Genomic DNA, 16,330 nt, shown 5'->3' with positions numbered 1-16,330 from the left:
GTCGCGTACGCCGTACGCATGAGCCCGGGTACAGTGTACGCAACCGAGCCGGGAACTGGAAGCGAGTCATAGGATGACTGAGCCGAAGCTCACCAAATCCGCCATCGTCGACACCGCCATCACCTTGGCCGACACCGGCGGCTTGGATGCGCTATCGATGCGCCACATTGCCGAGCGCATGGGCGTCGGTGCCATGTCCCTCTACCGGCACGTCGCGAACAAGGACGAGCTGCTCGCCGCGATGACCGACGAGGTCGCACGCCGCAATCCGTACCCGTCACCAGAGGGCAGGAACTGGACCTGGCGCGACCGGGTCCGCATCGCCGCGGAGATCGATTGGGCGCTCTACCAGCAACATCCGTGGGTGCTGCTCACCTTCGCGATGCCCCGCTACAGCTTCGGCCCGCAGAGCCTGACATGCCTGGCGTGGCTCGTCGAGGGGCTGCGTGAGCTGAACGTCTCGGCCCGCGAGGCAACAACCATGGCCTTCACGGTGTGGAACTACATCTCCGGCGCGACCTTGCCGCAGATCAGCGGCGCTCTGTTCGCCCGCGACGGAATCAACCCCGAAGGAGACAATGGCCTGCGCGCCCTGCTGCAAGGAAAGTCACAGCAGCCGGTTCCGCCTGCACTCGCCGAACTGGAAGGCATCGGCGTCAACGACCTCACCTCCGAGGACCTGCTCTACCTGGGACTGTCCGCACTCTGCGACGGCTTCGAGGCGCGCGCCAAGCGGTAACACTCCGTGGCCGACGGCGCCTGCCCCATTCGGCAGACCTTCGCCCGCACTTCTTGCGCATACAGTTGCACCTGAGCTACGCACGGGTGCGCAACCAAGCGAGCGCAAGCATCTTCGCCCCGCTGGCGCATCACCGCACTGCCCGCTGCCCGCGCGGCGAACACGGCCCCCTCCCCGTCCTTGCCGCGTCCGGCTCGACCGGACATTCAGGCGGATCACCTCCTGTGCATGAAGTGCATTGATGCGCATATCTACGTATAGTCATGAATTCGACGCAGATCTGCATGCCGTACCACCGAACGGCTCGACATCGCACAGTGCAATTGACCTGAACCGTGGTTGATGTTGAAAAGTGGGCCACGACCACCCCACGAACAGGAGCCCCCGTGCACGCCATCCAACTTCACACCTTCGGCCCCGCCGAAAACCTGCGCTACGAGAAGGTCCCCGATCCGAAACCCGGACCGGGCCAAGTGCGCATTGCGGTGGCGGCAGCCGGTGTCCACATCATCGACACCACGATCCGCAGCGGCGCGCATGGCCCGGTCCCTCTCCCCGAGTTGCCCACTGTCCCTGGGCGCGAGGTCGCCGGCATTGTCGACCAGATCGGTGCCGACGTCGACACCGCATGGCTCGGCAAACAGGTCGTCGCGCATCTCGGCAATGCGCCCGGCGGCTACGCCGAGCTCGCCGTGACCGAAGCCGCTCGGCTGCAAGAAATTCCGGACAATATCGATCCGGCGGCGGCGGTCGCCGTCATCGGCACCGGCCGCACCACCATGGGCATCCTGCAGTTCGCCGAGCTCGGCCCGGACAGCGTCGCCGTAGTGACAGCCGCCGCGGGCGGCATCGGGACACTGCTGGTCCAGTACGCCCGGAATACCGGGGCGACAGTGGTCGGACTCGCCGGCGGGCCCGCAAAAGTCGAACTGGTGCAACACAATGGCGCACACATCGCCGTCGACTACACACAATCCGATTGGGTCGAGCAGGTCCGTGCTCAACTCGGCGACCGCAGCGCCACCATCCTTTTCGACTCGGTCGGCGGCGAAATCACCCGTGCCGCAGTAAATCTACTCGGCAAGGGCGGACAGCATCTCGTCTACGGCTGGTCCGGCAGAAAGCCCGGTGACCAACCGTTCGCGTTGAGCGAGGAGGAACTGGCCGAGCGTGGCATCACTTCACAGCTGGTCATCGGACCGCCGATGCTACAGCGAGCCGGCGGCAATGTCCGCGTTCTCGAAGACCGCGCCCTGGCCGAAGCCGCCGCGGGCCGTCTACGTCCGGCCGTCCAGCGCTTCGCACTGGCCGACGCCGCGACCGCCCACCACGCTCTCCAAACCCGCGCCACCGTCGGCAAAGTAGTCCTGATCCCCTGACCCCTACCTCGCCTCGCGTGCGAACGGGACCTGGAGACAACGCGTGAAGCCATCCTCCAGGTCCCGCTCGCGACGCCGTGACAGGCTCAGGCGGGAGTTCCGGCGTTGACGACGGCGTAGACGAAGCCGTCCCAGCCTTTTGAGCCCACGGTCTGCAGGACAGTTGCGTCCAACTGCGGGTTGTTCGACAGGAGGTCGATCAGATCGCGGCTGGCTTGAACCGCCGGTTCGGTGGAGCCCCCGTCGGCCACCGCACCGTTGCGGACCACATTATCGACGATGATCACCGAATTGGGACGGGTCAACCGCAGCGCCCACTGGACGTAATTCGAGTTGTTCACCTTGTCGGCGTCGATGAATACCAGGTCGAAAGGCTCGGGATCCTCGGCAGCCAGCACCGGCAAGCTCTCGAGCGCGGCGCCGACCCGGATGTCGACCTGATCGCCCACCCCGGCGCGGTCCACGTTGCCGCGCGCCACCTCGGCATGGCGGGGTTCGAATTCGAGGGTGACCACCAGCCCCTTCTCCCCCACCGCACGGGCCAGCCAAATCGTGCTGTACCCGCCGAGCGTGCCGATTTCGAGCACCCGCCGCGCGCCGATCGACCGCGCGACCAGGTTCAGAAACTTCCCTTGTGCGGCGGATACATCGATGGCGGGCAGCCCCTCCGCCGCGTTCGTCGCCAATGCCGCCGTGGTATCCCGGTCTCCCACCAGCCTGTCCACGAGATAGGTGTCAACATCGGCCCAGTCGAATGTCGTCATAGTCGCAGTCTGCCATCGCAACAGAGTTGTCGCGGCTGATGAACCCGGCCTGCCAATGTCGCGGCGTGTGGCCTTGCGAGAGCCGCCGCACCGCGAGTAGCCTGCGTCACAATCGAGACTGCCGCGTCTCACTTTCAACCTGGCTCGCCGCGGCGTTGCCGGAATTCGACCGACCGGGAGTGCAGCCATGACGACCCGCCGGATCCGTTGGCACGCTGCCGCAATCACCGCTGGCGTGTTCGCGCTCGCCTCGACATTCCTCACACCCGCCGCGGCAACGCCCACCGACGGCGGTGCCGAGTACGTGGCGCTGGGCGATTCCGGCGCGGCGACGACCGGCGTGCAGAACTTCGATACCAGCGCTCCACCACAATGCGCCCGCTCCACCACCAACACTCCGAAGCTGGTCGCCGCAGACCTCGGCCTGCGGGTGGACGACCGGACCTGCAGCTCAGCCAAGATCGGCGATCTCACCAGCTCCCAAGGCCCCGGCATCACACCGCAATTCGCGGCTCTCGGCCCCGCCACCAGACTGGTGACCCTCCACATCGGGGCGAACGACGCCCGGATGACCAAGCACGTCGTCACCTGCCATCTGGCCGGGCTAGTCGGCGGCGCCTGCGTCGACCCCACATGGGACGCCGATATCGACGCCATCGCGGCACCATACTCCGCTGCCCTGCAGCAGATTTCAAAGCTCGCCCCGAGCGCCGCCATCTTCGTGGACGGCTGGCCCCTCTATGTCCGCGACGGCGGCTGCCCCCAACTTCCCGGCCTGCGCCCCGGCGACGCCTCCTACGTCCAAGCCGCATTCGACCGGCTCAACACCGTCGTTTCCCACGAGGCAACCGCCCGATCGGCGACCTATATCGACACCAGATCCCAATCCGTCGGCCACGATATGTGCGCCCCCGTCGGAGTCCGCTGGTTCGATCCCGTGCTCGCCACCGAAACCCTTGTCCCCTACCACCCGACGCTGCAAGGCATGCGCGGCGTCGCCGACATCATTGTCCAGGCGATCCGCTCGGCATGATGACGTCGGCCACCAGAACCCGCCGGGTTCTCTCGAGTCGGCACCACAGCCACGAAGTCGGGTCGGCCCGAATCACGACCGTGCCGGTGTCCACAATCAGCCGATAACGGACGAAGTTCTCGCTCTGCGGGCCGGATCCTCGGAATGTGCGGATCGGTGAGTTCAGCCGGACCAGCTCACTCCAACCAGGACTTGCGCTGGTAGTACAGATCCTCTTCACTCGGCTCGTCGGGAACGACGATGTCGTCGCGGTTGGGCTTGCGCGTACCAGCGGGTGGCTTGCCCGGCACCGACGCGGACGGTGGGGCGGCATCGAAGGAGAGCGACGGCGCAGGCGGCACCGGTGGCGGGGTGTAGGAAGGCGGCGCGTCGGTCGGGTCGGTGTCCGGGAACTTCTCGGCGTACTGGCTGATGATGGCTTGCCCGGCGCCGTCTACACCGACAGCATTATGAATCAGGTCGGTGACCTGGGTGCGCAGTTTCGCCTGGGCGCGGCGGGTGCAGGCCATGAGCTCGGTGGAGAGGACGGCCGGGTCCATGCCGCGCGAGCCGGGGGCGAGATAGATGCCGGTGGTGACACCGTTGGCATCGACGGTCACGCTGACGCGTTTGTCCGCGGAGGTATCCGTCACGCTGACAGCGGCCATCCTGCCCTGGAGGTCCTGGTACTGCTGCGCTTTGCGCTCCAGATTCTCCGCCCACCTGGCCAGTTCGTCGGCCGCGCCACTGAGATCGTTACTCACCGATGTCGTCCCTTCACTATGCGCCCGACCGCGCCGCCGGATGGGAACGAACCCGGAATGCCCCGCCCCCACTCTGATTCGCCCGACCCTACCGACGGGCGCGAGTGGAGTGCAACCGACCGGTTACCGGGGATCGGCTCAGAACAGGAAATAGCGCTGTGCCATCGGCAGTTCGGTGGCGGGCTGTTCGGTCCAGACCTCGCCCTCGATGCGGACGGTGAAGGTATCGGGGTCCACTTCGATCCGCGGCATCGCATCGTTGTGCGGCATATCGGCCTTGGTTCGCTTGCGAACGTTCTTGACGGGCAGCAGCTTTCGTCGCACATCGAGACGATCGGCGAGCCTGTTCTCGATCGCGTGTTCGGAGACGAAGTGCACGGAGGTGGACGCGGCGACGGCGGACGCGGCGCCGAACATCGGACGGGGCAGCACCGGTTGCGGCGTCGGGATGGAGGCGTTGGCGTCGCCCATAGCGGCCCAGGCGATCATGCCGCCTTTGAGCACCGCGTGCGGTCGGACGCCGAAGAAGGCAGGGTCCCAGAGGACCAGGTCGGCGAGCTTGCCGACTTCCACCGAGCCGATCTCGTCCTCGAGGCCGTGGGCGATCGCGGGGCAGATGGTGTACTTCGCGATGTAGCGCTGGACGCGGACGTTGTCGGCAGTGCCGTCGCCGGGCAGCGCGCCACGGCGACGTTTCATCACATGCGCGGTCTGCCAGGTGCGCATGACGACCTCGCCGATGCGGCCCATGGCTTGCGAATCACTGCCGATCATGGAAATCGCGCCGAGGTCGTGCAGGAGATCCTCGGCGGCGATGGTGGATGGACGAATGCGGCTCTCCGCGAACGCGAGATCCTCCGGGATGGAGGCGCTGAGGTGATGGCACACCATCAGCATGTCCAGATGCTCGTCGAGAGTATTGACGGTGTGCGGACGAGTCGGATTCGTGGAGCTGGGCAGCACGTTGAGATGGGAAGCGACGGTGATGATGTCGGGCGCGTGGCCGCCGCCCGCACCCTCGGTGTGATAGGCGTGGATACCGCGGCCCGCGATGGCGGCGAGCGTGTCTTCGACGAAGCCCACCTCGTTCAACGTGTCCGAATGCAACGCCACCTGGACCCCCGCCGCTTCAGCGACGGTGAGGCAGGCATCGATGGCAGCCGGGGTGGAGCCCCAATCCTCGTGCAGCTTGAAACCCGAAGCGCCGCCACGCAATTGCTCCCACATCGATTCGGCGCTGACGGTGTTGCCCTTGCCGAGCAGCACAATGTTCATCGGCCAGCCGTCGGTGGCCTCCAGCATGCGCGCCAGATGCCAGGACCCCGGTGTCACGGTGGTCGCCTTGCTGCCCTCGGCGGGGCCGGTACCGCCGCCGATCAGGGTGGTGATGCCGCCGCCGAGTGCCTCGTCCATCAGCTGCGGGCAGATGAAGTGCACGTGGCAGTCGATGGCGCCGGCGGTGATGATCCGGCCGTTGCCTGCGATGACCTCGGTGGACGGCCCGACCACCAGGTCGGGATGCACTCCCGACATGGTTTCCGGGTTGCCCGCCTTGCCGATGGCACAGATCCGACCGTCGCGAATACCGATGTCGGCCTTGATAATTCCCCAGTGGTCGATGATGACCGCACCGGTGATCACGGTGTCCGGCGCGCCATCGGCGCGGGTGGCACGGGCCTGTCCCATGGATTCGCGCAGCACCTTGCCACCACCGAACACCGCCTCGTCGCCCGCCCGTCCAGGGCCACCGCTGCGGTCCTCGGTGATCTCGATCAGCAGATCGGTGTCGGCGAGGCGAATCCGGTCACCCGCGGTGGGTCCGAACAGCTCGGCATAGCGGGCCCGGCTCAGTTCACCCATGGCGTCCTACCTTCTGGAATACGGTGTCGCACAGGGCGAGCCCGCACCATGTCGCGCTAGTCATCGAGACGGCCGGGCGGGGACGCACTGATGCCGTAGACCTCACGGGTGCCGCCGAGCGGCACCAGCGAGACACGCTGCCCGAGGCCGGGTTCGAAGCGGACGGCGGTCCCGGCAGGTATGTCGAGACGACGCCCGTGCGCGGCGGCCCTGTCGAACCGCAATGCGGCATTGGCCTGCGGGAAATGCACGTGGCTGCCGACCTGGACCGGCCGGTCGCCGACGTTGACGACGTCGAGCTCGATGCGGTCCGCGCCTGCGTTCAGCTCGATAGTGCCGTCAGCGCAGAGGTATTCGCCGGGAATCATGGCGCGCTCACCCGATCGGGTGGTGGACGGTGACGAGCTTGGTTCCATCCGGAAAGGTGGCCTCGACCTGCACATCGGGGATCATCTCCGGAACACCCTCCATGACATCGGCACGCGCGAGGACCGTTCGCCCCGACGACATCAGCTCCGCGACCGATCGCCCGTCCCGCGCGCCCTCCAGCACATGGTCGGTGATCAACGCGACCGCCTCAGGATGGTTCAGTTTGAGCCCGCGGGCCTGCCTACGCCGGGCCAGCTCGGCCGCGTAGCTCAACAGCAGCCGTTCCTGCTCGTGCGGCGAAAGACGCATCCGGGCTCCTCAGCTGGGCGGATCGATGGGTGACGGCCATTCTGGCACGGCCGATCCGGCCATGCCCGACAAGCAACTCGTCAGTCCCGCGCGGGCAGGTTCTGTAGACGGACCTGCCCGCGTGCCACTGTGCGACCGGCGTCGTCGGTGAGCACCACCTGCCAGAGCTGCTGCAGCCGACCGCGGTGCAGCGGCGTCGACTCGCCGTAGACCTTGCCCTCGCGGACTGCGCGCAGGAAGTCGGTGCTGTTGTTGACACCGACGACAGTCCCCTTATTACCCTGCGCGGCGAACCAGACACCGGCGCCGACGCTCGCAAGCGTTTCGACGATCGTGCAGTACACGCCACCGTTGATAATCCCAGCCAGCTGGAGCAGCTGCGGACCCGCGGTGAGTTCACCGCGCACGACGTCCGGGGTCACCTCGGTGAACTCGAGGCCGATCAGATCGGTGAAGGTGCCTTTGCTGAGCTCGGTCATGAGTTCGGGCGTGACATCGGCCAGCGATTCGAGCGCGGTCACATGTTGCTGCGTCATACGTTCACCTTTACACCACATAAATGTTCTCTGGACTATGGCGTCGCTGTTTGAGTATGAAACGCGGCTCATTGCCGGTGAACGACCGTCCCGGCGTGGTCGAGTCAGTCGCGAGAATTTGCTGGATCCTCGGCGATTTGCCTTGCGTACTCGTCGACGACCTGCGATTCGACGTGTCCGCAGCCTTCTTCGGCCAGTGCCTCGGCGAGCGCATGGCGGACTACTGGAAACGGTCCTCCGGCGCGCGTCGATCGCGTCCGGCCGACCGCCTTGTCGATCTTCGCCAAGTGTTCCGCCACCAGCGGCATCGCTTTGTCGTACTCGCTTGCCCAGACCATGCGAGTAGCTGACCAGAACCGGTCAGCGGTGTAAAGATCGGCGACGGGACAACCACTCTCGAACACCGGCGGCTCTGACGATGTCGCCGACACAACCGCCCTCGGTAGGCACAGCTGTCGGAACTCGCCAATGGGCGCGGCAACACGAAGAAGGAGGGTGGGATGCCACTGCTCTGGATGGACTCGAGGGTGAATCCGTACGGTCGCGGGGGCTTTGCGATTGATCGCCGAGCAGATCGAGATCAGCCGAGCACGACCAGCCCAAACCTGCATCCCGAGCACGAAACCGGCTCGCTACCAACGGATTACGCCTATCCGTTGTTTCCCGGCGATTACTACCGGAACCCCCTCTACACCGCACGGCGTTCCTGTGTCGGAGTTCGGCAAGGCTGTCGGTGACGGCCGGTACGGTCTTTCGGAGCGCCACCCATAACCGCCGCACCGTCTGGAGGACGCCTGTGCCCGCAATCCACGACTTCGCTACCTGGGAGCCACTACTTTCGCTCCTTGGGGCCGAGCACGCCGACCAGCTCGTCGCCGATACCAGCCGCGTGGCGGGAAGTATCAGTTCGACGGGGTGGAGCCTGAGTTATGGGCTCCCACCACGGGGGCAGTCGATCGCGCCCCATGACCAACAGGCCATTACTCGGGCCGCGGCGCCAGTACAGCGCGCGCTCGCGGAGGCAGACATCCGCGAGGTGCTGTTCGCAGCGGACGTCTCGCCGAGCGGGCAAACGGTACTGCACGTGTTCGGCACCAGCCCCGCCGTAGAGTCCGCGTGGGGCTCTCGGAGCCCGAGCCCGGGCACGCTCGTCCTGGTCGACGGCGTCGTCGCCGAACCCTGGCGGCGCCTGCCCGAACCGGTGCCCGGGGCAGTGGTGGCGCCGTCCTCGGACCCGGCCCTGCTGGAACGGACGCTGCGCGAGAGGCTCCCCGACGCCGTCGGCGCAACCGAGGAGGAGATCGCCGCCGCCGAGGAACGGCTCGGCGTCACACTGACCGACGAGCTCAAAGCGCTCTACCGTGTGACCAGGGTGGGTCCGGCCGGACCGGACGCATCTGGGGACTGGGAGGCCTACTTCGCGGAGGTGCAGACCGCCGAGTCCGCGGTCGGCTGCGAACTCTTCTCCCTGGACGGGCTGTTCGTAGCCGACGCGTCCCGGCGACCGTGCCCGTGGCAGTACGCGGCGACCGAGGCGGTCGTCACCCCGTCCGACGCCGCCGTTCAGGGCCTGGTCGGCTCGCCTGGTTGGATCGCCTTCGGCAGCAACGGCGGTGACACTTTTGCCGTCGACCTGACGCCCGGACCGCGGGGCCACCTTGGCCAGGTCATTCTCATCGATCACGAGCAGAGCATCGGCGCCGAACTGTACGGCGAATCCCTGACGGAGCTGGTCCTCAACCTCTTCGAGAGCAGCGACCGCGCCGGCCGCCAAGAGCAGCGGTTGCCGGTCACGGCTTGGGTCGGCGACGGGCACGACCTGGTCGACGTCGCGTCCGCTGCACACCCCGACCTGGAGGTCGTGCAGATCTTCCGTTGGAGCGGCACACCCCTCAGCCTTGCCCCCATCGCCGGGCTGCCGCGGGTACGCACCCTCACCGCGCACCCCGGCACGCTCGCCGACCCTCTGGAGATCACCGGCTTGACCGGGCTGGAATACCTTGCGCTCGGGCCGGACGAGTGGCGTGTCCTCCTCGACGCCGGGGCGGTCCCGCGGGGACTGTCCGCCGCCTGCGTTGCGGTGCGGGGTGACGAGCATCCGCTGGGGGTCCTGGACGTGGCCAACGACCTCCTCGCTCTCTGGGACCGCCCGCTGATCGCCCACACCACCGTCACGGGGCACATCGGCGACTCAGGACTGTCTGATAGTTGATCGTGTGGCGGATCGGTCGGACACGAGTTGACCGTGCCGACTGCCACGATCGATCTCGTCCGCGGTGAGTTCCGGGGCTTGCGGGCCTGCCTGAGCCACAGCACGAAATCCCGGCCCTCGCACGGCGTGGCTTGGTCCCATTCCACCTCGACGACTCGTAGCCGGCGCCACCAGCGCAACAGGAAGAATGCGTAGCCGCGCACCGACTTCGGGCTGTTCGACTGTGCGACGAAGTCGATCGGATACCGGCGGATCGGTTCAACAGAGGTGCCGTCATCAGCGACCACCATCCAGGGAACCAGCCCCTCGCTCGAAGCGACCCGGCCCCACCGACCCAGCGGGATCTGTGCCACATCGCGGTCCACCTCATCGAACAATCTCCACCACCTTCGTCGAACGGACGGGTGGTGTGTACAGACCGCCGACCTACGTCAGCCAGAACCACGCCGGTGTGTCACGGTCTCGGTCCGGTCAAAAAAGTGCGGCGACCATGCCGGGGCGTACGGCGCGCACCATCCCGCGGGGTACCCGACCGTGCGGTCATGCGTTACAGCAGTTGCAAAGTTAGGTAAGCCTGACCTATACTAACTTCGGCGTTCGGATCGGATGAGCCCCGAGGGCTGCGGCGGCCCCGATCCTTTGCCGGCGGCGGGTTTCAGATGTCAACCACCTGAAACCCGCCGCCCTCTCTTCGCACCGAGAGCTGCACACCTGTGCGCGACAGCCCTCGAATGGAATCTCGGCAACGCATCGACAAAATTCTCGACAAGCCGGCCGCAACACGATCCCGAATTCTCGCGTCAATGGGCTGCCGTGGTCGGGAACCCACGCGACCGCATGTACGTCACCACGCTGAGTATGTTGCGGAACAACATGATCCGCCGGGACGAGTGAGGATGGCATGTTGCGCCGCCGCGGTGGAGCGCCGCGGGTTACCACTCGGTTCGGCTCGTCGAAGCTGGCCTCGACATAGAGTGAGGCCGTGGGCGTGGTGTTCGTTGTCGTGGTGCTCGTTGTCGGGGGACTCGTCGCTGTGGGGGTGTTCGGCGGGCTGCACTGGTATCTGTGGCGGCGACTCGTGCGCGATGCGACGGTGCGCGGGTCGATCGCCCGTAGAGCCGGTACCGGGGTGATCGTCGCGGGGCCAGCGCTGTTGATCGGTGCGTTCGCGGCCGAGTCGGCCGGGATTCCGTTCCTGATCATCCAGATCATCGCTTGGCCCGGCTATATGTGGGGCGCGCTGTTCGTCTATCTCGTGCTGTGGCTGCTGGTGGGCGAGCTGGTCCGGCCGCTCTTGCGACGGTGGATCACGCGCGCGAACAGCTCCGCGACAATGGTCCCCACACCCGAGGACCTACTGGTTCCCACAACCGGGGTATCCCACGCCGCGACGCGAGACCACCAGGAACATCCCGCGTCGGTTTCACGCCGGCTGTTCGTTTCTCGTGCAGCGAGTGGTGCGGCGGCGCTGGCGGCGGTGACGACCGTCGGCTACGGCAGCTACAGCGTGCTGACCGGTCCACGGGTGAAACAGTTGACGGTGCCGTTGGCCAATTTGCCGCGCGCCGCGCACGGGTTCCGGATCGCCGTGGTCAGCGATATTCATCTCGGTCCGATTCTGGGCCGTGGGTTCGCCGAGCGGGTGGTCGACACGATCAACAGCACCCAGCCGGATCTCATTGCTGTGGTGGGCGATCTGGTCGACGGTAGCGTCGAACACCTACGCTCGGCTGTCGAACCGTTGTCGCGGCTACGCGCGAGACACGGCGCCTACTTCGTGACCGGCAACCACGAATACTTCTCCGGCGCCGAGCGGTGGACCGAGCACGTGCAGGAACTCGGAATGCGCCTACTGGCGAACAGCCGCACCGAACTGCCGCATTTCGATCTCGCAGGCGTCAACGATATTCAGGGTGAACGTATCGGTCAGGGACCGGATTTCGTCGCGGCGCTCGGGGACCGTGATCTCGCGCGTACCGCGGTGCTGCTGGCGCATCAGCCGGTACAGATCCACGACGCGGTCGCGTTCGGCGTCGACCTGCAGCTGTCCGGCCACACCCACGGCGGCCAGATGTGGCCCGGCAATTTCCTTGCGAGCCTGGCAAATCCCACCGTCGCAGGCCTGGAACGCTACGGCGACACCCAGCTCTACGTCACCCGTGGCGCGGGCACGTGGGGACCTCCGGTCCGGGTGGGCGCCCCCTCCGATATCACCGTGATCGAGCTCGCTTCCAAGCAGGCGTGACGATCCAGGAACCCAGAAACATCCAGCCGTGTGATCCACGAAGAGTGGCCGAACACGCAGTGTGCGCGCAGTGCTCGCGTCGTTGCAGCCCAAGGCCCGACGGGGCGACACCGATTGCGTGGACGTCACGATCGGGCAATCTTCCCCAGGATTTGCCGGCGCGCAGCACCAGATGTCGATCGGCGACTCCGAAATCGAAGAGACACACCGGGCCCCGCTGAGTCGGAAGGACCAGTGCGCGCGGCGTTTACTTGATCTCCGAGAACCTCGCGCCGCTCGCGACGTACAGCGGCGCTTTCGGATCCGCAGTCCCGACCCGAAATGGTTTGCCGTTGTTGTCGATCATCTTCGTGCCGGAATGGGCGCCGTCGGTCCAGCCGATATGCAATCGGTAGGACACGGTGTCGTTGCTGTGCACTTCGGCGATGATCAACAGCAACTCTGGATCAGTGGCGCTGACCTGGTAGGGGAACCGCAACGGTGTCGTGCTGACATCCTGACCCCACACCTTTTTCGGGTCGGCGTTGGATCCGGTGATCTTGGGCGGATCGGCATCCAGATCGATCTCGGCCAGCCGGCCGATCGTCGACGACCCGCATTGGCCGCCCACCTTGATTCCTGCTAGCGGGCCCGGTCGGCGTTCGACGATCTCCGCGTCGACGCTGGTAATCGTCACCGGTATCGCACTCGTTCCGCGCATACTCAACTCCACGCGCCCAGCCCGGTGGCCGCCCATCGGGTCGGCCTCGACGCCATCGTGTTCCCACGCCCATCGCCCATAGTCCGCCGAGATCTTCGGCGGCGCACCGAGCTCACCGATCGCCTTGTCGAACACCAATGTTGTACACGCCCCGCGGACCACCGTCGCAGCCTCGACAGTCAGCGGGGCTTCAGCGGCGGGAGCATCATCGCCGGACCTCGGCCACGTGAAAGCCCCTATCCCCACCACGACAACAATCACAGCACCGACGGCAAGACCGATCCTGACCCGAGGCGGCTTGTGCCAGGCCTTGGGGCGCACCGCCGTCGGTGCGTCCACCACCGGTTGTTCGCTCACTCGGTAGAACGCGGCGAGCCATTTCGGCATCTGGGCGTCCGGTACACCGCACAACGTCACCGCCGAGCGGACACGCGGGTCGGTGAGGTAGCGACCGTTGACCATGTCGTGGACTGCCGTGCGCGTCAACCCGACCCGCGGCTCCCGTCCTGCCTCAGCTGTCTTCGCGGCAGCCTCGAGCCCGCGCAGCGATAGACCCGCGTGTCCCATCGCCTGGCGCAGCAGCGCGCCCAACTGTTCCTGTGTTTGCGCCTGGTCGAGTTGTTCGTCGGTCACCGGCGCCGGGCGTCGTTGTGGAGCCATCCAGGGTCCCCTCGGCGAAGTAGATGTACGGGGCGTCCGGACATAGTCCGGACGTCCGAAAGACACTGATAGTAACCGCATTTCACCAGGCAGGAAGGACTTTTTTCGTCCCAACACTTTTGGACGACAGACCAGCACTGGTCTCCTCGGTCGCAACGGTGCACCCCGCACCGGGTAACCACCAAGGGAGAACCATCATGTGGGCCGAGATCGGCAAAACCGTCCGCAAGGCAATGCACAACTGGGGCAACGTCGCACGTATGTGCGTCTGCGTCACGATCCTCACTTTCGCCACAATGGCCATCATCTGGACCGGCACCATGTAGTCCAGATCCTCGCCGAACCAACAGCAGCGGCGGCCGGGAGCGCCAGCTCACGGCCGTGCTGCTTTCGTTCGGTAAGGAGGGTGCATCCCGCTGCAGCGGGATGCACAAGTTCGACTCACTCGCGGGCCACAGGCCACGGTTGAGACGCGCCGACCCTCGTCGTCGACGCTCCTCGACCGGGCGGCCGGATCAGCCCTGTGCCGGTAGCTTCCCCGCGGCACTACGCCGACCGTTGATTCCGGCCTGGGCGGATGTCCCGGTTTCGGCAAGTCCGGTCAGTGCCTGCGGCAATGGCTCCTGGTGCAGCACGCCGAGGCGTTGGGTGGCGCGGGTGAGGGCGACGTAGAGCTCGGCCGCGCCGCGTGGACCGTCCGCGAGGATCCGTTCTGGTTCCACGACCAGAACGGCGTCGAACTCCAATCCCTTCGTCTCCGACGCCACTACCGCGCCCGGCACACCCGGTGGCCCGATCACGACACTGGTGCCTTCGCGGCAGGCTTCGTCCCTGACGAATTCCTCTATGGCAGCGGGCAATTCGTCGTCGGTGACGCGCCTGGACCACGGCCGGACGCCGCACGCGCGGACCGACTCCGGTGGCGTGACCCCAGGTGCGAACTCCGCCAGTAGCGTGGCGGCGACGGCCATGATCTCCGCAGGGGTGCGGTAGTTCACCGACAGCGACCGGTAGGCCCAGCGACCGGGCACGTACGGCTGCAGCATCGTGTCCCATGAGGTCGCTCCGGCCACCGACCGGCGTTGGGCGAGATCTCCCACCACTGTGAAGGATCGGCCCGGGCAGCGGCGCATCAGCACCCGCCAGTCCATTTCGGACAGTTCTTGGGCCTCGTCGATCACGACGTGCCGGTAGGTCCAGTCCCGGTCCGCGGCAGCGCGTTCGGCGAGTTCCCGAGTGTCGCGCTCGAGGAAGCGATCTGCCAGGTCCTCGGCATAGAGCAAGTCCTGGGCGAGCAGGTGGTCCTCGTCGTCCATCAAGTCCTCGCGGCTGATCATGATGTCCAGCACGCCGGCGGCGTACTCGGCCTCGGCTTTCCGTTCCCGCTCGACGCTCTGGTCAGCGGGCTTGTCGCAGCCGAGCAGGTCGACCAGTTCGTCGAGCAGCGGCACGTCCGACACCGTCCAGGCGTCACCGCCGGCGCGCAGCAGCGCCGGGTCGGCGCCTGCCGCTCGCAGCCGTTCGGGAGACGTGTACAGCTGTGCCAGCAGTGTGTCCGGCGACAGTATCGGCCAGCACTCGTCGAGCGCGGTGGTGAAAGCGTCGTGATCGGCGAGCTCCTCGAGCAGGTCCTCTCGCAGCTGCTCCCAGGCTTCGCGGTCCGACCGCGTCAGCCAACCCCTGCCGATCCGGGCTATTGCCCGTTCGGTGAGCGCCCACGTGATGATCTCGCGGAACACCGCGCGGGATTCGTTGTGCGGCAGCCTGCTTGCGCGCGCCTCCGTCCTGGCCCACTCCGCGGTCTCGGCGTCGATCCGCACCGTCACGTCCGTCAGTTCGATCGTCACCGGTTCCTCCGGCAGTCGCTGGCGATCGGCGACCGCCGCCGCGAGCACGTCCAGGATCTTCAGCGAGCCCTTGAGCCGCGCGGCGTGCGGGGTGTCCTCGGCGGTGACGCGCAGCCCGGGCACAAGGTCGCCGGTGGTCGTGAACACCACATTGGTCTCGCCCAGCGACGGCAGTACACGGGCGATGTGGTTGAGGAACGCCGGATTGGGCCCGACCACGAGCACACCCTGGCGTTCCATCCGCTCCCGCTGGGTGTAGAGCAGGTAGGCGACGCGGTGCAGCGCCACCACGGTCTTCCCGGTGCCCGGTCCACCCTCGATCACCAGCACCCCTGGGTGATCGAGCCGGATGATCTCGTCCTGCTCGGCCTGGATCGTCGCCACGATGTCACCCATCCCGTCACCGCGCGGCGCGTTGACCGCCGCAAGTAGGGCTGCGTCCCCTCCCTCGCCACCGCGGGGGCGGCCGAGCACATCATCGGTGAAGCCGACCACTTGACGCCCGCGGGTGTGGAACTGGCGGCGGCGACGCATGTTCTCCGGCGTCGCGGCCGTAGCGACATAGAACGCGCGCGCCGCCGGCGCCCGCCAATCGAGTAACACCGGTTCGTACTCGTTGCCCTCGTCGAAAAGGCCGATCCGGCCGATGTACGAATGTTCGCCCGAAAGGGTGTCCAACCGACCGAAGCACAGCCCGTTGTCGGCGACGTCCAGCCGCTTCACTTCCTTCGCCAGCGCGCGCACCTCGACTTCTCGTTCCATCGGTGTCCCGCCGTTTCCCCGCAACGCCGCGTTGTACTTACCCTGCACTCGCGTGCGCTCGACGTCGAGCCGTGTGTAGAGCTCGGCCACGTAGCTCCGCTCGGACCGCAATTCCGCTTCGTACCCTCGAGTTGACATATGCCCCTTACTTTTCCGGCTCGACGATCCCACG

The 16,330-nt window shown here is 66.6% G+C and carries 15 protein-coding genes; 6 read left to right on the top strand and 9 right to left on the bottom strand.

All coding sequences use genetic code 11. From position 1 onward, the window contains the following. Positions 1-73: 73 nt before the first annotated feature. Both AB0M74_RS10445 and AB0M74_RS10440 read left to right on the top strand, forming a co-directional pair. Positions 74-739 carry a TetR/AcrR family transcriptional regulator gene (locus tag AB0M74_RS10445; RefSeq protein ID WP_364904402.1) on the top strand — a complete coding sequence of 222 codons (666 nt, stop codon included), beginning with the start codon at positions 74-76 and terminating at the stop codon, positions 737-739. A gap of 386 nt (positions 740-1,125) precedes the next feature. Continuing rightward, positions 1,126-2,118 carry a zinc-binding dehydrogenase gene (locus AB0M74_RS10440; protein WP_364904399.1) on the top strand — a complete coding sequence of 331 codons (993 nt, stop codon included), beginning with the start codon at positions 1,126-1,128 and terminating at the stop codon, positions 2,116-2,118. A gap of 86 nt (positions 2,119-2,204) precedes the next feature. Here AB0M74_RS10440 and AB0M74_RS10435 read toward each other — a convergent pair whose 3' ends face one another. Continuing rightward, positions 2,205-2,882 (bottom strand): O-methyltransferase, encoded by a 678-nt coding sequence (locus AB0M74_RS10435; RefSeq protein ID WP_364904396.1) that lies wholly within the window; start codon positions 2,880-2,882, stop codon positions 2,205-2,207. A gap of 187 nt (positions 2,883-3,069) precedes the next feature. Here AB0M74_RS10435 and AB0M74_RS10430 point away from each other — a divergent pair, with 187 nt between their 5' ends. Further along, entirely contained in the window at positions 3,070-3,915 is an 846-nt protein-coding gene (locus AB0M74_RS10430) for an SGNH/GDSL hydrolase family protein (protein ID WP_364904392.1), read from the top strand. 176 nt (positions 3,916-4,091) lie between these two features. Here AB0M74_RS10430 and AB0M74_RS10425 read toward each other — a convergent pair whose 3' ends face one another. The 6 genes from AB0M74_RS10425 to AB0M74_RS10400 form a co-directional block, all read right to left on the bottom strand. Then, a complete protein-coding gene (locus tag AB0M74_RS10425) occupies positions 4,092-4,658 on the bottom strand; it encodes a YbaB/EbfC family nucleoid-associated protein (RefSeq protein ID WP_364904389.1) in 567 nt (188 codons plus the stop codon). Between the two features lie 138 nt (positions 4,659-4,796). After that, positions 4,797-6,518: an urease subunit alpha gene (locus AB0M74_RS10420; protein ID WP_364904387.1), complete on the bottom strand. Its 1,722-nt coding sequence runs from the start codon at positions 6,516-6,518 to the stop codon at positions 4,797-4,799. A gap of 56 nt (positions 6,519-6,574) precedes the next feature. Further along, a complete protein-coding gene (locus AB0M74_RS10415; protein WP_364904384.1) occupies positions 6,575-6,886 on the bottom strand; it encodes an urease subunit beta in 312 nt (103 codons plus the stop codon). Between the two features lie 7 nt (positions 6,887-6,893). Then, positions 6,894-7,196 (bottom strand): urease subunit gamma, encoded by a 303-nt coding sequence (locus tag AB0M74_RS10410; protein WP_364904380.1) that lies wholly within the window; start codon positions 7,194-7,196, stop codon positions 6,894-6,896. A gap of 80 nt (positions 7,197-7,276) precedes the next feature. Then, entirely contained in the window at positions 7,277-7,675 is a 399-nt protein-coding gene (locus tag AB0M74_RS10405; protein ID WP_364904811.1) for a PaaI family thioesterase, read from the bottom strand. A gap of 161 nt (positions 7,676-7,836) precedes the next feature. Beyond that, on the bottom strand, positions 7,837-8,070 hold the full coding sequence (locus AB0M74_RS10400) for a hypothetical protein (RefSeq protein WP_364904377.1): 234 nt from the start codon (positions 8,068-8,070) through the stop codon (positions 7,837-7,839). 458 nt (positions 8,071-8,528) lie between these two features. Between AB0M74_RS10400 and AB0M74_RS10395 the strand changes: the two genes are divergently transcribed. Continuing rightward, positions 8,529-9,944: an SMI1/KNR4 family protein gene (locus AB0M74_RS10395; RefSeq protein WP_364904376.1), complete on the top strand. Its 1,416-nt coding sequence runs from the start codon at positions 8,529-8,531 to the stop codon at positions 9,942-9,944. A 982-nt stretch (positions 9,945-10,926) separates the two neighbouring features. Continuing rightward, on the top strand, positions 10,927-12,189 hold the full coding sequence (locus AB0M74_RS10390; protein WP_364904373.1) for a metallophosphoesterase: 1,263 nt from the start codon (positions 10,927-10,929) through the stop codon (positions 12,187-12,189). 247 nt (positions 12,190-12,436) lie between these two features. Here the strand turns inward: AB0M74_RS10390 and AB0M74_RS10385 are convergent, their stop codons facing one another. After that, complete coding sequence (locus AB0M74_RS10385) at positions 12,437-13,549, bottom strand: helix-turn-helix transcriptional regulator (RefSeq protein ID WP_364904371.1); 1,113 nt, start codon at positions 13,547-13,549, stop codon at positions 12,437-12,439. A gap of 119 nt (positions 13,550-13,668) precedes the next feature. On the opposite strand from AB0M74_RS10385, the gene AB0M74_RS10380 reads away from it, so the two are divergent. Further along, positions 13,669-13,875, top strand: a complete 207-nt coding sequence (locus AB0M74_RS10380) for a hypothetical protein (RefSeq protein ID WP_364904368.1) — start codon at positions 13,669-13,671, stop codon at positions 13,873-13,875. A gap of 189 nt (positions 13,876-14,064) precedes the next feature. On the opposite strand, the gene helR is transcribed toward AB0M74_RS10380, so the two are convergent. Continuing rightward, positions 14,065-16,296: an RNA polymerase recycling motor ATPase HelR gene (gene helR, locus AB0M74_RS10375; protein WP_364904366.1), complete on the bottom strand. Its 2,232-nt coding sequence runs from the start codon at positions 16,294-16,296 to the stop codon at positions 14,065-14,067. Positions 16,297-16,330 lie beyond the last annotated feature (34 nt).

It is taken from the genome of Nocardia sp. NPDC051463, from assembly GCF_040681975.1.
Lineage (GTDB): Bacteria > Actinomycetota > Actinomycetes > Mycobacteriales > Mycobacteriaceae > Nocardia.
This window is presented reverse-complemented; position numbering and strand designations above follow the sequence as displayed.

What these genes read in the sequence shown, in the direction of transcription:
- AB0M74_RS10445 (WP_364904402.1), top strand. Translation starts at nt 74, where the DNA reads ATGACTGAGCCGAAGCTCACCAAATCCGCCATCGTCGACACCGCCATC.
- AB0M74_RS10435 (WP_364904396.1), bottom strand. Translation starts at nt 2,882, where the DNA reads ATGACGACATTCGACTGGGCCGATGTTGACACCTATCTCGTGGACAGG.
- AB0M74_RS10430 (WP_364904392.1), top strand. Translation starts at nt 3,070, where the DNA reads ATGACGACCCGCCGGATCCGTTGGCACGCTGCCGCAATCACCGCTGGC.
- AB0M74_RS10420 (WP_364904387.1), bottom strand. Translation starts at nt 6,518, where the DNA reads ATGGGTGAACTGAGCCGGGCCCGCTATGCCGAGCTGTTCGGACCCACC.
- AB0M74_RS10415 (WP_364904384.1), bottom strand. Translation starts at nt 6,886, where the DNA reads ATGATTCCCGGCGAATACCTCTGCGCTGACGGCACTATCGAGCTGAAC.
- AB0M74_RS10410 (WP_364904380.1), bottom strand. Translation starts at nt 7,196, where the DNA reads ATGCGTCTTTCGCCGCACGAGCAGGAACGGCTGCTGTTGAGCTACGCG.
- AB0M74_RS10405 (WP_364904811.1), bottom strand. Translation starts at nt 7,675, where the DNA reads ATGACCGAGCTCAGCAAAGGCACCTTCACCGATCTGATCGGCCTCGAG.
- AB0M74_RS10400 (WP_364904377.1), bottom strand. Translation starts at nt 8,070, where the DNA reads ATGGTCTGGGCAAGCGAGTACGACAAAGCGATGCCGCTGGTGGCGGAA.
- AB0M74_RS10385 (WP_364904371.1), bottom strand. Translation starts at nt 13,549, where the DNA reads ATGGCTCCACAACGACGCCCGGCGCCGGTGACCGACGAACAACTCGAC.
- helR (WP_364904366.1), bottom strand. Translation starts at nt 16,296, where the DNA reads ATGTCAACTCGAGGGTACGAAGCGGAATTGCGGTCCGAGCGGAGCTAC.